This is a genomic window from Yoonia rosea, from assembly GCF_900156505.1.
GTDB classification, from domain to species: domain Bacteria; phylum Pseudomonadota; class Alphaproteobacteria; order Rhodobacterales; family Rhodobacteraceae; genus Yoonia; species Yoonia rosea.
On sequence record NZ_FTPR01000001.1, the window covers coordinates 278,444 to 295,064 of the forward strand.

The 16,621-nt window shown below is 59.0% G+C and carries 19 protein-coding genes; 4 read left to right on the forward strand and 15 right to left on the reverse strand.

The annotated features are described in order from the left end of the window. Positions 1 to 22 precede the first annotated feature (22 nt). On the reverse strand, positions 23 to 1,324 hold the full coding sequence (locus B0B09_RS01305) for a cytochrome-c peroxidase (RefSeq protein WP_446001691.1): 1,302 nt from the start codon (positions 1,322 to 1,324) through the stop codon (positions 23 to 25). On the opposite strand from B0B09_RS01305, the gene B0B09_RS01310 reads away from it, so the two are divergent. Next, on the forward strand, positions 1,310 to 1,810 hold the full coding sequence (locus B0B09_RS01310) for a tetratricopeptide repeat protein (protein ID WP_076658039.1): 501 nt from the start codon (positions 1,310 to 1,312) through the stop codon (positions 1,808 to 1,810). The two genes, B0B09_RS01305 and B0B09_RS01310, sit on opposite strands and share 15 nt — an antisense overlap. A gap of 308 nt (positions 1,811 to 2,118) precedes the next feature. Here the strand turns inward: B0B09_RS01310 and B0B09_RS17830 are convergent, their stop codons facing one another. Continuing rightward, the gene (locus tag B0B09_RS17830; protein ID WP_165689275.1) at positions 2,119 to 2,295 is read right to left on the reverse strand and encodes a hypothetical protein; all 177 of its coding nucleotides are present in this window, start codon (positions 2,293 to 2,295) and stop codon (positions 2,119 to 2,121) included. A gap of 197 nt (positions 2,296 to 2,492) precedes the next feature. On the opposite strand from B0B09_RS17830, the gene B0B09_RS01315 reads away from it, so the two are divergent. Continuing rightward, positions 2,493 to 3,737, forward strand: a complete 1,245-nt coding sequence (locus B0B09_RS01315; RefSeq protein WP_076658040.1) for a PqqD family peptide modification chaperone — start codon at positions 2,493 to 2,495, stop codon at positions 3,735 to 3,737. 111 nt (positions 3,738 to 3,848) lie between these two features. On the opposite strand, the gene B0B09_RS01320 is transcribed toward B0B09_RS01315, so the two are convergent. The 6 genes from B0B09_RS01320 to B0B09_RS01345 form a co-directional block, all read right to left on the reverse strand. After that, positions 3,849 to 4,904, reverse strand: a complete 1,056-nt coding sequence (locus B0B09_RS01320) for a TRAP transporter substrate-binding protein (RefSeq protein WP_076658041.1) — start codon at positions 4,902 to 4,904, stop codon at positions 3,849 to 3,851. Positions 4,905 to 4,926: 22 nt separating this feature from the next. Continuing rightward, positions 4,927 to 6,498, reverse strand: coding sequence for a TRAP transporter large permease (locus B0B09_RS01325; RefSeq protein ID WP_076658042.1), 1,572 nt, complete (start codon positions 6,496 to 6,498; stop codon positions 4,927 to 4,929). Next, the gene (locus B0B09_RS01330; RefSeq protein ID WP_055292205.1) at positions 6,498 to 7,094 is read right to left on the reverse strand and encodes a TRAP transporter small permease; all 597 of its coding nucleotides are present in this window, start codon (positions 7,092 to 7,094) and stop codon (positions 6,498 to 6,500) included. Before B0B09_RS01330 ends, B0B09_RS01325 begins: the two co-directional genes overlap by 1 nt. A 106-nt stretch (positions 7,095 to 7,200) precedes the next feature. Then, positions 7,201 to 7,704, reverse strand: a complete 504-nt coding sequence (locus B0B09_RS01335) for a flavin reductase family protein (protein ID WP_076658043.1) — start codon at positions 7,702 to 7,704, stop codon at positions 7,201 to 7,203. After that, a complete protein-coding gene (locus tag B0B09_RS01340) occupies positions 7,704 to 8,594 on the reverse strand; it encodes an aldo/keto reductase (RefSeq protein WP_076658044.1) in 891 nt (296 codons plus the stop codon). Before B0B09_RS01340 ends, B0B09_RS01335 begins: the two co-directional genes overlap by 1 nt. Continuing rightward, positions 8,594 to 9,751 (reverse strand): LLM class flavin-dependent oxidoreductase, encoded by a 1,158-nt coding sequence (locus B0B09_RS01345; RefSeq protein WP_076658045.1) that lies wholly within the window; start codon positions 9,749 to 9,751, stop codon positions 8,594 to 8,596. The genes B0B09_RS01340 and B0B09_RS01345 overlap by 1 nt, the downstream gene beginning before the upstream one ends. 104 nt (positions 9,752 to 9,855) lie before the next feature. Between B0B09_RS01345 and B0B09_RS01350 the strand changes: the two genes are divergently transcribed. Both B0B09_RS01350 and B0B09_RS01355 read left to right on the forward strand, forming a co-directional pair. Then, positions 9,856 to 10,563: a GntR family transcriptional regulator gene (locus B0B09_RS01350; protein ID WP_076658046.1), complete on the forward strand. Its 708-nt coding sequence runs from the start codon at positions 9,856 to 9,858 to the stop codon at positions 10,561 to 10,563. Between the two features lie 5 nt (positions 10,564 to 10,568). Next, on the forward strand, positions 10,569 to 11,657 hold the full coding sequence (locus tag B0B09_RS01355) for a Gfo/Idh/MocA family protein (protein WP_076658047.1): 1,089 nt from the start codon (positions 10,569 to 10,571) through the stop codon (positions 11,655 to 11,657). Here the strand turns inward: B0B09_RS01355 and B0B09_RS01360 are convergent. The 7 genes from B0B09_RS01360 to pcaG all read right to left on the reverse strand — a co-directional run bounded on the left by B0B09_RS01360 (position 11,654) and on the right by pcaG (position 16,621). Further along, positions 11,654 to 11,917, reverse strand: a complete 264-nt coding sequence (locus tag B0B09_RS01360) for a hypothetical protein (protein ID WP_055292214.1) — start codon at positions 11,915 to 11,917, stop codon at positions 11,654 to 11,656. The two genes, B0B09_RS01355 and B0B09_RS01360, sit on opposite strands and share 4 nt — an antisense overlap. Positions 11,918 to 12,165: 248 nt before the next feature. After that, a complete protein-coding gene (locus tag B0B09_RS01365; RefSeq protein WP_076658048.1) occupies positions 12,166 to 12,504 on the reverse strand; it encodes an MBL fold metallo-hydrolase in 339 nt (112 codons plus the stop codon). Between the two features lie 101 nt (positions 12,505 to 12,605). Beyond that, a complete protein-coding gene (locus tag B0B09_RS01370; protein ID WP_076658049.1) occupies positions 12,606 to 13,217 on the reverse strand; it encodes a protein-methionine-sulfoxide reductase heme-binding subunit MsrQ in 612 nt (203 codons plus the stop codon). Between the two features lie 116 nt (positions 13,218 to 13,333). Continuing rightward, on the reverse strand, positions 13,334 to 14,383 hold the full coding sequence (locus tag B0B09_RS01375) for a 3-carboxy-cis,cis-muconate cycloisomerase (RefSeq protein WP_076658050.1): 1,050 nt from the start codon (positions 14,381 to 14,383) through the stop codon (positions 13,334 to 13,336). Further along, on the reverse strand, positions 14,380 to 15,159 hold the full coding sequence (gene pcaD / locus B0B09_RS01380) for a 3-oxoadipate enol-lactonase (protein ID WP_076658051.1): 780 nt from the start codon (positions 15,157 to 15,159) through the stop codon (positions 14,380 to 14,382). The genes B0B09_RS01375 and pcaD overlap by 4 nt, the downstream gene beginning before the upstream one ends. 22 nt (positions 15,160 to 15,181) lie before the next feature. Further along, entirely contained in the window at positions 15,182 to 16,018 is an 837-nt protein-coding gene (locus B0B09_RS01385; RefSeq protein ID WP_076658052.1) for a 3-oxoadipate:acetyl-CoA acetyltransferase, read from the reverse strand. A gap of 6 nt (positions 16,019 to 16,024) precedes the next feature. Beyond that, entirely contained in the window at positions 16,025 to 16,621 is a 597-nt protein-coding gene (gene pcaG, locus B0B09_RS01390; RefSeq protein WP_076658053.1) for a protocatechuate 3,4-dioxygenase subunit alpha, read from the reverse strand.

Consider the following 16,621-nt stretch of genomic DNA (forward strand, 5'->3'; position numbering starts at 1 on the left):
ATAATAACAGGGTGTTGTGAATTCAATCGACGGGTAGGCCGCTGGGGACGGTGTCAGGGCGGCCCATCGGGCGGGTATGGGCGGTTTCGCCGGTCAGCGCGTTCAGGAAGGCGATGAGGTCTGTGATTTCGGTGTCGGTCAAAGCAATGGGGCGCATGTCGATCGCGGCGGATTGACGGGCCAGTTCCAAACGGTCCTGGCGGATCGCGAAGTCAGCTGCGGCGAGCCAGGGCACTTCAGGCAGGTTGGCCTGTGCCGGTGTCCACGCCGCACCCGTGCCAATGGGGTCGGCGTGGTGGCGGATGATACCGTCCAATGTGGCATAGGCACCGTTGTGGCCGTAGGGCGCGGTCAGGGCCACATTGCGCAATGAGGGCGTCCTGAATTTATAGGCATCCTGTGGCAGGTTGGTTTCGGCCATACGGCCTACATCGCGTGAAATCTGGTCCCAGGGCCGCGTGCGCCCCGGGCCGAAGGCGGGCAGGCCGAGCGCATGGAAACTCTGATCAGTAAAAAGCGGCCCCGCGTGACAGGATGCGCAGCGACCCGTGAAGAAAAGTTGACGGCCCCGTTCGGCGTCCTCGGGCAGTGGCGTGCCCGCGAGCCATTTGTCGTAGGAACTATCGTAGGATTGCCATTCGCTGATGATGAAAGCGCCCAAAGCATTGCCGATTTCCACGATGGTCACATCAGCGGGTTCTTCAATGTGGTCAAAGGCTTGGACGAACATGCTCCCATAGGCAGGGATCGTACGCACCCGTTTGGCGATGATGGGCCAGGCTACATCAATCCGGTCATGAGTGGCGCCTGCGATTTCGTTTTCGCGGGGGTTTCCGGCCATTTCGAATTGCGACACCATGGGAAAAAGTGCCTGTGCAGCCACGAGGTTATCAAGGCCCGCCGGCAGCCATTCCTCGGCGGGGGAATCGTAGCCGTTGCCGTAGATCTCCGAGCGCGTCAGACGGCCGTCATGGAACAGCGTTTCAATGTCATTGTGTCCGAGATTCCAAAGGCTTGGTGCATTTCGGGGAATGCGTTTGCGGATCGCATCAGGGCCGGATCCGGCCGTGCGTTCGGGGCCAACGCCAACGCCGCCCTCGCCAATCCCGAGCGAGAGGCCGTCACCGCCTGCGTGATCGTGGTGGTGACAGGTCCCGCAGGAGATATTCTTGTTTCCTGACAGTATCTTATCGTAGAAAAGCAACTGCCCGATGCGGGCTTGATCCGGGTCAACCTGGATGTAATCATCAGGGTCTATCCCCTGTGCCGTCGCCAGACTGGCCCCCAGAAAGAGCCAAAGGACCGCTGTATGGAACGCGTACACAACCTGTACACAACCTGTACCTACATTTGTGCAGCCGTGTTGTTTTTTGCGGCACCTGCGCAGGCCGATATGGAAGTGGCGCGCGATCTGATGGAGGCGGGCGACTATGCCGAGGCGCGCGCGCTCTTTGAGGTTTATGCGCGGTCCGGCAACGCCGAGGCTGAAGAGTTGATCGGTGTCATGTACGCGCTTGGCCTGGGTGTTGCGCGCGACGATGAACGGGCGTTCGAGTGGTATCTGCGGGCATCTTTGAAAGGGCATCCTGGCGCACAATCCGGCTTGGGGTGGTACTATGAAGTGGGCCGGGGCATTCCCGCGCCTGATATGGTGAGAGCGTATCTTTGGTACGCATTATCGGCAATAGGCGGGGACCCTGATGCGCTGGATTCGCTGGAGTTGATCACCCCGCGCCTGACGCCGGAAGAACGCGCGCGGGCAGAGGTGCTGATTGATGACTACAAAGGCTGGATGTATCCGTTTCGCTGAATAGGTGAATATTTCCCAATAAAAACGGGATTTGTGTTTATATTCAGTCGGGCAAAGACAATGAAAACCTGCGTATACCTTCGGTTTATTTCTGTGTTCTAAACCTTTGCTCGATTGAGAGACCGGGTGTCTTGGGGCCAATGTCGTCTTATTCACCTGCCGCATGTATGCGGCGACACCTTCAACCAAGGTACGTAAGACCGTATCAAAGGACACAAAAAAGAAAGACTGGATACGATGACAGATAAGACAACCGCAGTTTCACGCCGTCAGCTTTTGACCCGCATCGGCGGTCTGGCCGCCGCTGCCTATACGGTGCCTGCATTTACAACGATGTCGATGGCACACGCCTCGGATGGGGCTTCTGCAGCATCCGCTAACAGCCCGGCAAGCTCACCAAGCGAGCCAAGCGCACCAAGCGAGCCAAGCGCACCGAGCGAGCCAAGCGCACCAAGCACACCAAGCACACCCAGCACGCCAAGCACTCCGAGTGCGATCAGCGGTCCTTCGGACGCAACCGATCCCGGTTCCTGCGGCGAGTCGGGCGGTACCTGGAATTGGTCAAATAGTTCTTGTAACTCTTGATAGCGGGTTACGTTGTTCCAGGTCGGTGATCTGATGCTTTTGCACCGTTCAGTTGATGAACACGGTGACGTGGTCCCTTTGCAGGGGCTGCGTCCTTATGGATAAAACTGCGGAGGTTTGTTTGAACTTCGCCGGTTTGGATGCGCCTCTAAGGGTTGCGCAGCCCGATGTGGTCCGCCCCTTGCTTGATCCTGTCATAGGCGGATGGCCCTTTTCGGCGGTGCCATGCGCTGATCTGCATGCCAAGCCTGCCTTCGCCACCCTTCGTCCGCGTGACGCCAAAAAATGGCGTCTTGAAGCCCCACTTGCTGGCAAGCCGGCGGCCGATCATAACCCTGTGAATGCGATCTGTGATCTTGTGGTTGAAATGTCGTGGGAACGCCTGCGCAGCCGCCCTGATCTTTTGTGCTTGCATGCCGCAGCGTTGACGTTTGATGACCGCCTTGTGATTTTTCCCAATGCCCGCCGTGCCGGCAAAAGCCTTTTATCCGCGACGTTGGCACACGCGGGGCATGAGGTGTTTTCGGATGATTTTGTGCCGCTGGCTGTTGACCCGCAAAGCGGTGTCATCAGTGGCATGGCCAACGGGATCGCGCCGCGTTTGCGCATGCCTTTGCCGGATAATCTCTCTGCCACATTGGACAGTTGGATCATGGACCGGATTGCCGTGCGGAATAAGCAATACGGGTATCTGACGGGCATTGATTTGCCGCAATCGGGCACCGTGGCGCCGGTGGGGGCCATTGTTGTGCTTGAGGGCGATCCGACAATGACGGCGCCTGCGTCATTGACCCCTGTCACCCAAGAAGAGGCGATGGCCTCGCTGGTCACACAGAATTTTGGCCGTCAGGTGCATGCCGGGGCCATTTTGCGGGTCGCGGATGCGCTCACCCGCACGGTGCCTGTATTACGGTTGCGCTATAACAGGGTTGAGGACGCAGCGGCGCTTTTGCATGAGACCCCGCTCTTGCGTGATCTGCCTGCGGCGCAGATGGCCAAGGCCGATTTATCTGGCACCTTGCCGCTGGCGCCGCTGGACCTTCCGGATGTGGTAGTGGACAGGCCGGTTGATCTTGATGGCTATTTTGCAAAACTGCCGGACTTTACAGCCCTAGAGACCGGCACAGCGATGTATCTTGCCGACGGCGACGGGTTCGCGATCCATCGGTTGAACTCTGTCTCTGCAATCATTTGGACACTGCTGGATGAGGGGCTGACCGGGGCCGAGATGGTTGAGGTCATGCAGGGATTATACGTTGAAATCTCTGAGGAACAGCTGCGAGCAGATGTTGCGGGCGCATTGGCGTTCATGTGGCAACAACGGCTCATCGCGCCGTCCTGACCCCGCTTGGCGGGGGCTTGGTGCAGGACATATATTAAACCTGTCTGTCTGCCCCATCCAACAAAAAAGGCCGCCCTGAAGGAGCGGCCTTTTGTCTTTGTGTAAGGACCCTTAGTTCAGGTCGCTGGCATAATCAGCGGCCAGTTCGGCCTCGACCTCGGCCGTGGCCGCGATCAGCGCGTCCAGCATCTCACTGCCGCCGTCCACGTTTTCACGGAACCATGCATAGACGGGGGCTGCGGCTTCTGCGAAGGCCGCTTTCTCTTCTGGGCTTGGCACATAGATGTCGCCGCCACCTGCAACGAAGGCTTCATAGGCTTCGATGGATTTGCGCTTGGGTGAGGCGAAAGTTGCCTGCTGAAGGGCAGAGAAACCGTCAACGACAACGCGGCGCAGGTCTTCTGGCATGGCCATGAAGTTATCGTTGTTCATCCACCACAGCGCACCCATGTAGGAGTGGCCGTCCAGTGTGAGGTATTGCAGACCCGCATCAGGGAACTTCATGCCCATGATGTCGGTAATGCCGTTGGCGGTGCCTTCAACAACGCCGGTTTGCAGCGATGTGAACAGCTCTGGCCACGGGATCGGTGTCGCAGAGGCACCCATTGCTTCGACCAGCTGCACCGGCAGGTCCGCAACAACAGTGCGTAGTTTCAGGCCTTCCATGTCGGCAGGGCTGGTCACGCGGCGTTCGGTATTGGCAAAGTTGCGCCAGCCGCCGGTATTGCCCACGGTCATCAGGCGCACGGTATTGCCGCTGTCCTCAAGCGCCTTGTTGCGCAGGGTGCGGACGAAATCACCGGACAGAACGGCCTCGGCCACGCGGTCAGATGACATCAGGTAGGGCAGGTCGAGCACTTGCACATAGGGGAAGATGCCGGCGGCACCACCTGATGTGGAAATGTAGACGTCAATCGAGCCTTCAGACACACCTTCAAGGCATTCCGCACCGGTCGCACAAAGCTGTGTGCCGATGAAAAGTTCAACGGCAATGCGCCCGTTCGAGGCCGCTTCGACGTAGTTTTTGAACACGACCAGACCGTCATAGTCCTCGTCGTTCTCGTTTGAGTTGGCCGTGGCGCGGATTGTGAAATCCTGTGCCCAGGCCGCCAGCGGGGTCGCCAGCAGTGCGGCGGTGGCCGCGATTTTTGTGAACTGTCTCAGCATTATTGTCTCCCTGTTGATGCTGTTAGTTGATGCCCGGTGGTGGGCTAATGCAGGCGCTAAACCCGACCTCTGGGCCGCAACCCAAGAAACCGGCAAGGTATGGCACTGTCATGGAAATGGCGGGGATATAGGTGATCAGGAAGATCACCAGAATTTCCACCGCAAGAAATGGCAGGATCGCTTTGGCAATGGTCTCAACCCGTTCACCGGACACAGTACTGGCCACGAATAAGACAAGCCCCATGGGTGGCGTTGCCAGCCCCACGGTCAGGTTCACACTCATGATGATCGCGAAGTGCACGGGGTGCACGCCAAGATCCACGAAGATCGGCCCGAGGATTGGACCCAGAATGATAATCGCAGGCCCCGCATCAAGGAACATGCCGACGATAAAGAGCAGGATGTTGATCAGGAACAATAGCATCAGCGGGTTTTCTGACAGCGACAGGATATAGTCGCTGAGGATCTGCGGGGCATATGACAGCGATACGACAGTCTTGAAGGCAACCGCCGCGCCCACCAGCAATAGCACCGCCGAGGTGGCGAGTGCCGAGCGCGTCAGCACCTCGCCCAAGTCTTTGAGTTTCATGGACCGCAAGACAAAGAAGCTGACGATCAGCGCATAGGCGACCGCCACTGCCGAGGCCTCGGTCGGGGTGAAAACACCCACAAGGATGCCGCCCAGAATGATAATGGGGGTTTGCAACGGCGCGATGGCCTTCTTGCAGACCATGCGGAAATCGTGGGTCACGCGCTTGCGGTAGCCCATCAGCATGAAATGGGCGGCAACCAGCAGCAGGCCGAAGACGATCCAGAGGTTCAGGTTGTGCACCTTGTCGCCTGCTTCGTTGATTGAAGACAGACCGACGAGGCCGGACAGCCCCGCGTAAAGCGCCATCAGCAAACCTGCGAGGTTGATCCGTACGAGCGCAAAGCTGACCCAGTATTCAATCGGGGTGATCGTCTGGTTCTTGGTAACGATCCGCTCTGCCTTGGGCAGGTCATAGCGGTCAGCCATCAGGCGGACCATCACCATCAACCCGACGCCCACCATGATGCCCGGCACGATACCTGCAAGGAAGAGCGAGGCCACGCTTTCGCCCATCACATAGGCGTAGATGATCATGATGCCCGATGGCGGGATGATCGGGCCGATAACCGAGGATGCGGCGGTGATCGCGGCGGCGAATTTGCGGGTGTAGCCGTTCTTCTCCATCGCGGGGATCATGGTGGAGCCGATGGCAGAGGTATCTGCAACGGCAGAACCGGAAAGGCCCGCGAACAGCATGGATGACAGGATGTTCACATGGGCCAGACCGCCGCGCAAATGGCCCATGAAGGCCTGCGCGAATTCCACCAGCCGCAGGGTAATGCCGCCACGGTTCATGATCTCGCCTGCCAGCATGAAGAAAGGCAGTGCCATCAGTGGAAAGCTGTCCATGCCGTTGTAAAGGTTGCGGTAAAGCCCTGCGACGACATTGCGGGTGTCGCCTTCGAGCATGATCAGTGCGAAAGGCGAGGCCAGCAATGCAAAGACCACTGGCAGGCCGATCATGATCAGCACAAGGAAGAGAGGGAGGAACCATAACAGCATCAGTCGGCTCCCTGAAAGTCATCGGCATTGAGCGGTGTGAGGCGGTCGCCTTGGCCCAAGAGCTTGATGATCTGGCGGATGATCAGTTCCACATTCACAAGGATCAGCAGGTTCACCCCCACAAAGAGCGACGCGTATTGATAGTTGTTCTGGAACTTGGCACCGCATTTGCCGATCTCGATCCCGAAGGGCCAGCGCAGCGAGGACGAACACCCGCGCCCTGAAAGCGTCTGGACATGGTTGTTCAGCCCACGTTCCCACGCGATGACAAGCACCCAAAGGGCGATGCCGAGGATCAGCAGCGTGAGCAGGCCGGAGACAACGCGGGGCAGGGCGCGTTCAAGCATGTCGATCGACACAAAGCCGCCCATGCGGAATGCAAGCGGCGCCATCAGCCCTGTCATCCAAAGCATCCCGAAGCGCGCGCCTTCTTCCGTCCAGTTAGGGGCATCGCTGAGCACATAGCGGAAGAAGACCTGCCCCAGGATCAGCGCGACCATGATGGCGAGTGCGATCACCGCGATGACCTTGCCGATGGCAAGGACCACGGTGTTGAACCGTTCAAGCGGCCATAAAAGACCAAACAGGACCGACATCGGCTCCTCCCCTGTTTATGTGCGGGCTTGCGCCCTATTGTTCTTGGGGCTTTGCCCCCGCCGCATGCTGCGGCTGCCCCAGAATATTTAGGGCAAAATGATAAGATCAGGTCGCGCTGAACTCTCCGTATTTTCCCGCGTGAAAGACGAGCGGATCGCCGCCACGGTGGTGGGCCTTGGTGACAAGGCCCACAACAATCACGTGGTCGCCAGCGTCATATGTGGCCTCGAGATTGCATTCGAACGTGGCCAGCGCGCCTTCGATGATCGGCATGCCGCAGTGCGACAGATGCGTTGGTACGTCTTTGATCGCGGTCTTGGATTTGATGATGGCCGCACAGATATCGCGCTGGTCCGCCGCCATGACATGGACGGCAAAGCGGCGCGAGCCTGCGAAATGTTCAAAGCGCTTGGATGATTTTGCAGGCGACCACAGCACCAGTGGCGGATCGAGCGACACGCTGGCAAAGCTGTTGGCGACGATAGCAACAGGTCCTTCAGGGCTATCGGTGGTGATGATGGTCACACCGGTGACGAAGGTGCCCAAGGCACCGCGAAAGCTGTCGCTGTCGGTGCTGGGGTCGAATGTGGCGATCGTGCCTGCGTCCATTATGGTACCTCTGTGCCGAGTGCGGCTGTGTAAAGTTCGAACCATGTTTCACGGTCCATATTCACCTTCAAAGCGTCTGAGAGTGATTTGATACGATTGATATTATTCGTGCCCATGACCGGCATGATGTTTGCCGGATGCGCCAGTAACCATGCCACTGCGACGGCGGCATTGTCTACGCCATTCTCGGCCGCCACTTTGGCCAGCGCGTCCTGGGCTGCCCCTGTGCCTGTCATCAGGCTGCCACCGCCCAAGGGGGACCATGCCATAATGGGGATATTACGCTCTTGCAGGTAGGCCACATCGCCGTTGGTAAACCCTGCATGCGCGGTCAGCGACAGTTCGATCTGGTTGGTCACCAGCCGCGTTTTCATCGCAGATTGCAGCAGGGTCCAGTCGTGCAGTTTGAAGTTGGACACGCCGACCGAGCGGACTTTGCCGGAGGCCACGACCTCATCCAGTGCCGCACCCGTTTCATGGTGGTCCATCATTGGATCGGGGCGATGGATCAGCAGGGTGTCGATCTTGTCGATGTTCATCAGCCGCAGGGAATGATCTACGGATGCGAGGATATGCGCGCGGCTGGTGTCATAGTATTTCACCCGTGCATCCGCATAGCGCCCTGCGGGGGCCACGATATCGCATTTCGTCACGATCTCGATCTGGTCTTTCAGGGCAGGGGCTGCTTTGAGTGCCGCGCCCAGCACCTCTTCGGCCTCATAGCCGCCGTAGATATCGGCCTGATCCATCGTCGTGATGCCTTGTTCAAGGCAGGCCTCGATCTTGGCCTGAACGTGCGCCACGGACGTGTCGCTGTCATCGCCCAGACGCCACATGCCATAAACGATACGGCTAAAGGAAAGGTCGTTGGTGATCGAGATACGGGTCATTAACGGCGGGGTCCTGTTCCTAGGGGTGTTGCGGGTGTTTCGGCCGGGACACGCCCGTAGGCGTGGGGCAGCGAGCAGGTCTTCAGATGCGGCATGACGCGGGCGCCGAAGTGTTCGGCCTCGTCGATATGCGGGTAGCCCGAGAAGATGAAAGCACGGATGCCCATCTTTTGATAGGCTTCGATTTTGGACATGACCTGATCGGTCGAGCCGACAAGGGCCGCACCACAGCCCGAGCGCGCGCGCCCGATGCCTGTCCAGAGACCGGGTTCTGTATAGCCGAATTTATCGGCCAGTTCGCGGGCGCGGGATTGATGCGCCACCCCCAGAGAGATGCTGTCATGGGCGCGGTCGCGGATCAGTTGGCCGTATTCGTCGTCCAGCTTGGAGGCGATGTAGTCGGCGTATTCCTTTGCTTCGGCTTCGGTATCGCGCACGATCATGTGGACGCGCAGGCCGTAATCCAGTGTCCGGTTGTGGGCGGCGGCGCGGGCGTGCACATCCTTCATGCGTTGTTCCAGCATGTCGGTCGTTTCGGGCCACATCAGATAGACATCGCATTGCGCGCCGCAAAGTTCGAGCGCATCGGGCGAGTAGCCACCGAAGTACAGCAGTGGGCCGCCGTTTTGTTGGTAAGGGCGGGCAGGGTCGGTGGTGAGTTTGGAGATCTGGTAGATGTCGCCGTCATAGCTGACCTCATCCTGCGTCCAGCACTGGCGCAGGATTTCAACAACCTCATGGCTGCGTTTATAGCGGTAGCTGCTTTCGGCCACTTCGCCGGGGAAATCGCTGCTGATCACATTCAGCGTCAGCCGGCCCTTGAGCATATGATCCAGCGTGGCGATGGTGCGCGCCAGCATGATCGGCTGGACTTCACCGCAGCGGATGGCGGCGAGGAAATTGATCTTTTCGGTGAGTGGGGCCATGCCTGCCACGAAAGACAGCGTGTCTTGACCGACCTGATAGGACGAGGGGGCGAGGATGTTGCGGAACCCTTGTTTTTCAGCCGTGAGTGCGATGTCGCGGCAATGCTCCCAAGACGAGCGCAGGTCGCCATCAGGAACACCAAGGAACTGGTAATCATCCGAACAGAGCGCGGAAAACCATGACACTTCCGCAGCATCCAGATCAGGGCTGGTGATGGGCACGATTGTCATTGATTCTCCTCCCCAGAAGATCGTGTTTCCACTTGCCTAGCACGCAAATATCTGTGCAACAATAGTGTATCAATTTTCATGCGTCGGCTCGGGGAGGTGCCGCCATGGCGACAACCTCTGCACTGCCGAAGTTCATTCAACTGAGTGAAATGCTGATCCGCGAGATTGCTGCGGGGCATCTGGCGGATGGTGCGCGATTGCCACCCGAGCGCGAGATGGCGGATGAATTGGGTGTGGCCGTGGGGACGTTGCGCAAGGCGCTTGCGGATGTCGAGGCCAAGGGATTGCTGGACCGCGTGCAGGGGTCAGGCAACTATGTGCGCCACCGCCCTGCGGTGAATTCGGTCTATGCGTTTTTCCGGCTCGAACTGCTCAAGGGGGGTGGTTTGCCGACCGCACAGGTGCTGTCTGTGGATCGCTTGGCCAAGCCTGCCGGCTTTGCGCGCTTGGGTGGTGATCCGCAGGGTCACCGGATCAGGCGTTTGCGGTCGCTGGATGGCGTGTTGGTCGCGCTCGAGGAGATCTGGCTGGATGGGGCGGCGCGTGACCGGATCGCTGTGTCGGATCTGTCAGACTCGCTCTATCACTTCTACCGCCATGAACTGGGTGTGGTGATTGCATCGGTCGAAGACCGGATCGGCGTGGATGTGGTGCCCGATTGGGCGCCAGCCGCTTTTCATCTGCGCCCCGGCGCACCGGTGGGCTATATCGAGCGGGTCAGCCTGACCGCCGCCAAAGACCCCGCCGAATTTTCGCGCACTTGGTATGACGCCAAGCGCGCCAACTACATCTCTCGTATGGGCAAAGGTTAAGCAACGTGGATACGGTAAACTACGGCCTGATTGGCTGCGGCATGATGGGTCGCGAACATATCTTGAATATCAATCTGCTACCGCAGGGCCGCGTGTCGGTGGTTTATGATCCGGTGGCGGAACTGGCGGAATCAGCGGCGACCTTGGCGGAAAACGCCCATGTTGCGGGGTCGATTGAAGAGCTTTTGGCCTTCGAGAATCTGGATGCAGTGGTGATTGTCAGCCCCAATTATCTGCATGTGCAGCAGTTGCAGCAAATCGTGGCAAGGCGCCCGCTGCCGATCTTGTGTGAAAAGCCGCTTTACACCGACCCCGCGGATGCGCCCGTGCTTGAGGCGCTGTTCAAGGATTACCCCCATCCGGTCTGGGTGGCCATGGAATACCGCTATATGCCCCCCGTCGCGGCCTTGATTGCGCAGGCCGAGCAGGCCACCGGCGGCATCAAGATGCTGACCATCCGCGAACACCGTTTTCCGTTCCTGCCCAAGATTGGAGACTGGAACCGGTTCAACGCCAATACCGGTGGCACATTGGTCGAGAAATGCTGTCACTTCTTCGATCTGATGCGGGTCATATTGCAGGATGAACCGGTCCGCGTGATGGCGAGCGCGGGGCAATCGCTGAACCACATTGACGAGCGCTATGACGGCAAAGCCCCAGATATCTGGGACAACGGCTATGTGATCCTGGATTTCGCCAAGGGCGCGCGCGCGATGCTGGAACTGTGCATGTTCGCCGAAGGGTCAAAGTATCAAGAAGAGATCAGCGCTGTAGGGCCGAAAGGCAAGATCGAGGCGCTGGTGCCAGGTCCGGGGCGGTTCTGGCCGCAACTGTTGGGTGCGCCGCCGGTGCCGCAAATGATTATCAGCCCGCGTGCGCCCAAAGGCCCTTATGTGTCGGAAATTCCGGTTGATCCCACGTTGTTGGAAGCGGGCGATCACAACGGATCAACCTTTTATCAACATCAGCGCTTCAACGCGGTTGTGCGCGGTGAAGGTGAGGTCGAAGTCACCTTGGCCGATGGGGCCAAGGCGGTTGCGATCGGGATGGCCGCGCAGGAAAGCGCGCGGACAGGACAGGCGGTGACGCTCTAGCTGTCTGCAATCATGTCGGAGGTGGCTGCCTCACAGGCGGCCCCTTCGCAGGACACCATCGCCGCAGGAACGTGCATTTCACCGTTTTCTGTCATGATGATGTAGGCACCTTCGGCGAAGCCTATAAACTGCCCGACAACTGTGAAGTTTTGTGCCTTCAACGTCAGTGAGATTTGCTCTGCACTGACGCCTGAAGGGGAGATGAGTGCGATGGCACCCAACATCATCGTACCAATGATACCGTTTACTGATTTCAACATTTTACTCGCCAATTTTTAAATTCTTGCACATCAACAAGTGTCACCTAGTGAACCCGCACTGACCGCGTCAATGAAATTATCCCAAAAAATATCATTCCCTTACCTAAAGGATAGCCGCATCACTTTTTGCACGAAAAACGGCCCGAATGCTGCCGCAATTGGGCATTGAAACGCCTTATTTTATTGGGTTTTGGGGTGTTTTCGGTGATCGGCCGCACAGGTGAGTCGCCGCCAAGGACCGGTGTAGTCTAGTCATGATCCAGCAGGTCGCGCCTGTGCCCGTCAGATCCGGCAAACGACGTCCTGTCGAAATGACCAGCCACAGCCTTGTGCCAGTCTTCAACGCGCGCGAAGTCCGCAAATGTTGCGATGGGCGCTGTATCGCCCGAGAACACGACATGGGTGTCGGCGGATTTGAGAAAGAAGGCAAAGCAATCAATCAAACGCGGGTGGACTGTGCGCATCGCCGTGACTGTTGCGCCGCCTTGTTCCATGATGTGGCCTGCGTCGATATCGTGTAACTGCACTGGCGCGCGCAGGTCAGGGCGGCCCTCGTCTGCGATCCGCAGGTCGATGTGGGCTTTCAAAGAGGCTCAAAAGCTGTCCCAATTCGTTGCGATCCCTTGATCCATATCGAAGGGCAGGCGCCGTGAAGCAAGCAACGAAGCGCACGTTGCCTGCAAGTCTTTCAGGCTGCTACGGTCCGCCTGCCGGGGCGCAGGTACCAATACCAGACGCGGTAGGCCTCAAGTGCGATCAGCGGGCCGAAGTGGATCAGTGCCGGTGTCGTCCCGTGCCAGTCTTGCAGGGCCGCCCAGTGGATCAGGGTCAGCACGGCAGCGGCATAGGTCCAGCGTTGGAGCCATTTCCACCATGTGCCCATCTTGCGCACGAAGTAATCCATCGACGTCAAGGCAAGCGGAATGAAGACGATAAACGCGATCCAGCCTGTCCAGATGTAAAGCCGCGAGAGTTCGCCTGTTACGGTCGCAAGCGAGCCTTTGTCGATCAGGTAGAACACAGTATGCAAGAGCGCGTAACCGAAGGCCGCAACACCCAGATAGCGGCGGTTCTTTTTGAGCCATTGCGGCCCGCGCCACCCTTTCAAGAGCATTGCCAGCGGTGTGGCCATCAGGGTGACGATCAGAAAGCGGGCGGAAAACTCGCCCGTGGGATGGACCAGAATATGAAAGATCCGGGGATTATCCGAAGTGAGGGCCTCGTAGCTCATCAGCACGGCAGGCAGGGCAAAGAGCGCCCATAGCCAATAGGGATGCAGGGCAGAAAGGGTTTTGCGCATAATCTTATCCTTGGAATGTCGTCTTCGCTGGGGATTACACGCAAGGGTGCTGGCTTTCCGTCGCGGGAAAGTCCGAAAAATAAACTTTTTCACATTTGTAGAGGCTTAGGGCGGCCTTATCCGATCCGCGTGATGCGTGTTGCCAGATCATGCGCAACCGACAGGCTGCGCGCCGTGACTTCGGCCATTTGCGGCAGGATCATCCACTCCAGCACCCAGGCCGCGCCAGAGCGTTCCTGTTCATGGACCAACGCGTGGTGCATCCCGGCAAGCTGTGTCGCATTGAACCGCGCGTTGCTGACCAGCAGTTCGGCCAGCACTGGGTTTTGCTTGTGTGGCATTGCAGATGACCCACCACCGCCTTCCAAGCCGATTTCTTCAATACCCTGTTGCGCCATCAGGCAAATGTCTTGCCCCATCTTGCCGAGGCTTCCGGTGATCAGGGACAAGAGGTTGGCGTAATCGGCGATATGATCGCGCATCGCATGGGGCGCTTTGGACGGATTGTGCAGGCCAAGGTCTGTCGCCATGGCTGCGGCGATGGCATCGCCATGATCGCCAAAGGCCGCCCGATCTCCGACGGCCCCGCCAAGGCTCAGAACCTCGATCTCGGGGCGCAGGCGCGATAGCCGCAGCGCGTGCCGCGCCATGGGTTGCGACCACGTCGCGAGCCGTTCCGAAAAGGTGATGGGCAAGGCTGCCTGCATGCGGGTGCGCCCCATGATGGTGCGGTCGCGAAACTGGTCCGAGAGCGTGTCAAAGTCAGCGGCCAAGAACGTGAGCCTGTCGCCAAGCAGATCGTTGAAGGCTTTGATGGTCAGGGCCAGCGCTGTGTCGACCACATCCTGCGAGGTGGTGCCTGTATGGACCGCACCGGCATCCGGACCCGCGGCGCGTTTCAGTTGCGCCACCAATTCGGGGACAGGTACACCGTCGCGCATCGTGGCGGTATTGATCGCATCAAGATCGGGTTTGAAATCGGTAATCAGTGCGGCGACCTTTATCGCCTGATCCATGCATATCTGGCCTGTGTGCCCCAAGGCGCGCGTAAAGGCTGCCTCGCATGCCAGCATCTGCTGCATTTGCTGCTCGGGCCTCCAGATCGCTGCGGCTTCGCTGTCGCCAAGCAGCCCTTTGAGCCATGGATGGTGCGTGAACCCTGTCATTGGATCCTCTTATGCACCGCATTGATCGCTTGGGCCACCGTTTTGGGGGCCTCGATACAGGGCAGGTGGCCGCAGTCCGCGATCACCTCAAATGTTGCACCTTGGATCAGCGCGCTGAGGGCGCGCACAAGGTCAGGTGGCGTGGAAAGATCCGCGCTCCCTGCGATGCAGTGGGTGGGTACGGTGATGGTTCGGGTGGCCGCAGTTGAATCCGTGTCGCGCAGGGTGGCGCAGACGGCGGCATAGCCGTTGGCGGTGGTACGTGCCAGCATGTTGCGGTAAATCGCAAGGGCGGTGGGCTGTTCGGCTCTGAACTGCGCACTGAACCACCGCTCAAGGATGGCAGGTGCCATTGCGCCGATACCGTCGGTCTGGACCGCGGAAATCCGCGTGTTCCACATGGCCGCATCGCCGATTTTTGCGCCCGTACAGCACAAGACCAGCCCAGAAACGAGGTCGGGGCGCGTTGTCGCGAGCCCCTGTGCAATCAAACCGCCGACCGAGACACCGCAAACAAGGGCAGAGGTCAGACCGGTGTGATCCATCAGTGCGGCGACATCACCGACCAGATTTGGCATGGTGATATCATTGCCATCGCTCAGGCCGTGGCCGCGTTTGTCGATACACAGCACGGGCGTCTCTGCTGGGAGTTGGTCAATCACCGCGTCCCAAATCCGGAAATCAGTTCCAAGCGAGTTGAGAAAGACGACCGCACGGCCTTGGCCCGCACGGAAGCGGTAGTGCAGGGTGGCCCCGTTGAGTGTTGCAAACATCATTGGCCGCAGTCCTGCGGGCTGATCATGCAGCGCTCTTTTGCAGGCCGAGGATCGCGCGCGCCTCTTGCCATGTGGCGACGGGGCGTTCGTATTTTTCGCACAGGTCTACCGCACGCTGCACCAAAGCCGCGTTCGACGGGGCCAGCGTGTTGCGATCAAGGCGGATGTTGTCTTCAAGGCCGGTACGGGTATGCCCACCCTTTGATATAGCCCATTCGTTGACCGTCAGTTGCGCAGGACCAATGCCAGCAGCGCACCACTGGGCGTCGGGGGCGAGCCGTTTCAGGGTCTCGATGTAAAAGTCAAAGATCGGTTCATCCGCAGGCATCGCGTTTTTGACGCCCATCACGAATTGCACGTAGAGCGGGCTTTTCAGCCGCCCGTCACTGGCCATGCGGGTGGCCTGGACAATATGGCTGAGGTCAAAGGCCTCGATTTCGGGTTTGACGTTATAGGCCAGCATTTCCGAAGCCAGCCAATCCACAAGATCGGGGCTGTTTTCATAGACCCGTGTCGGGAAATTGTTGGACCCGACCGAGAGTGACGCCATGTCGGGGGCCAAGGGTAGCATGCCGCCGCGTTCGCGCCCCGCGCCTGAGCGTCCGCCGGTAGACAGTTGCACGATCATGCCGGGGCAATGTGCCTCGATGCCCTCTTTCAGCCGTGCAAAGCGTTCGGGGTCGGAGGTGGGTTTGCCCGCGTCATCGCGGACATGACAATGGGCGATGGTGGCACCGGCCTCGAATGCGGCATGGGTGCTTTCGATCTGTTCGGCGATCGTCACGGGCACCGCCGGATTATCGGCTTGTGTCGGGACAGAGCCGGTGATGGCGACGCAGATGATACAGGGGTTTGTCATGGTCGGTTATACATCCAAGAAGACGGTTTCATTCTCGCCCTGCAGGCTGATGTTGAACGTAAATGTGTTCGCATCACCCGTCGCGATCAGCGTGTCGCGGCGGTGTGCCTGCTCGATCAGGTTGAGCACCGGATCGCTGGCGTTGGCGGTCTCATCGTCAAAATACATCCGCGTGTTCAGGCCCACATTGATACCGCGTGCGACCAGCCAGAGGTTCAGGTGTGGTGCCGCCATGCGCCCGTCTGTGCCCGCAACGGGGCCGGGCTTGACGGTTTCAAAGGTGAATTTGCCGGTGTCAAAATCTGGGATCACACGGCCCCAGCCACGAAAGCCCTCTTCGACATCGCCCGCGCCGGCATAGATGCCCGCGGCATTGGCCTGCCAGATTTCAATCAGCACGTCCTTGACCGGCGCGCCGGTGCCGTCGGTGACTATGCCGGTGACGGTAATCCGCTGGCCCTTGGCGTTGGGTCCGGCGATATCGCGGCCCAGTTCCTGTGCGTAGATGTCAAACCCCGCATCACCGGGGGCGAGGCCGATATGCACATAGGGGCCGGCCGTCTGCGAGGCGGTTTCTTTGAGGTAGTTGAGCGATTGGGTCAT

Bases quoted from the DNA above. Each gene is read 5' to 3' on its own strand.
- B0B09_RS01310 (WP_076658039.1), top strand. From the start codon at position 1,310: ATGGAACGCGTACACAACCTGTACACAACCTGTACCTACATTTGTGCA.
- B0B09_RS01320 (WP_076658041.1), bottom strand. From the start codon at position 4,904: ATGCTGAGACAGTTCACAAAAATCGCGGCCACCGCCGCACTGCTGGCG.
- B0B09_RS01350 (WP_076658046.1), top strand. From the start codon at position 9,856: ATGGCGACAACCTCTGCACTGCCGAAGTTCATTCAACTGAGTGAAATG.
- B0B09_RS01370 (WP_076658049.1), bottom strand. From the start codon at position 13,217: ATGCGCAAAACCCTTTCTGCCCTGCATCCCTATTGGCTATGGGCGCTC.
- pcaG (WP_076658053.1), bottom strand. From the start codon at position 16,621: ATGACCCAATCGCTCAACTACCTCAAAGAAACCGCCTCGCAGACGGCC.
- B0B09_RS01325 (WP_076658042.1), bottom strand. From the start codon at position 6,498: ATGCTGTTATGGTTCCTCCCTCTCTTCCTTGTGCTGATCATGATCGGC.
- B0B09_RS01335 (WP_076658043.1), bottom strand. From the start codon at position 7,704: ATGGACGCAGGCACGATCGCCACATTCGACCCCAGCACCGACAGCGAC.
- B0B09_RS01345 (WP_076658045.1), bottom strand. From the start codon at position 9,751: ATGACAATCGTGCCCATCACCAGCCCTGATCTGGATGCTGCGGAAGTG.
- B0B09_RS01385 (WP_076658052.1), bottom strand. From the start codon at position 16,018: ATGACAAACCCCTGTATCATCTGCGTCGCCATCACCGGCTCTGTCCCG.
- B0B09_RS01315 (WP_076658040.1), top strand. From the start codon at position 2,493: ATGGATAAAACTGCGGAGGTTTGTTTGAACTTCGCCGGTTTGGATGCG.
- B0B09_RS01340 (WP_076658044.1), bottom strand. From the start codon at position 8,594: ATGACCCGTATCTCGATCACCAACGACCTTTCCTTTAGCCGTATCGTT.
- B0B09_RS01375 (WP_076658050.1), bottom strand. From the start codon at position 14,383: ATGACAGGGTTCACGCACCATCCATGGCTCAAAGGGCTGCTTGGCGAC.
- B0B09_RS01330 (WP_055292205.1), bottom strand. From the start codon at position 7,094: ATGTCGGTCCTGTTTGGTCTTTTATGGCCGCTTGAACGGTTCAACACC.
- pcaD (WP_076658051.1), bottom strand. From the start codon at position 15,159: ATGATGTTTGCAACACTCAACGGGGCCACCCTGCACTACCGCTTCCGT.
- B0B09_RS01360 (WP_055292214.1), bottom strand. From the start codon at position 11,917: ATGTTGAAATCAGTAAACGGTATCATTGGTACGATGATGTTGGGTGCC.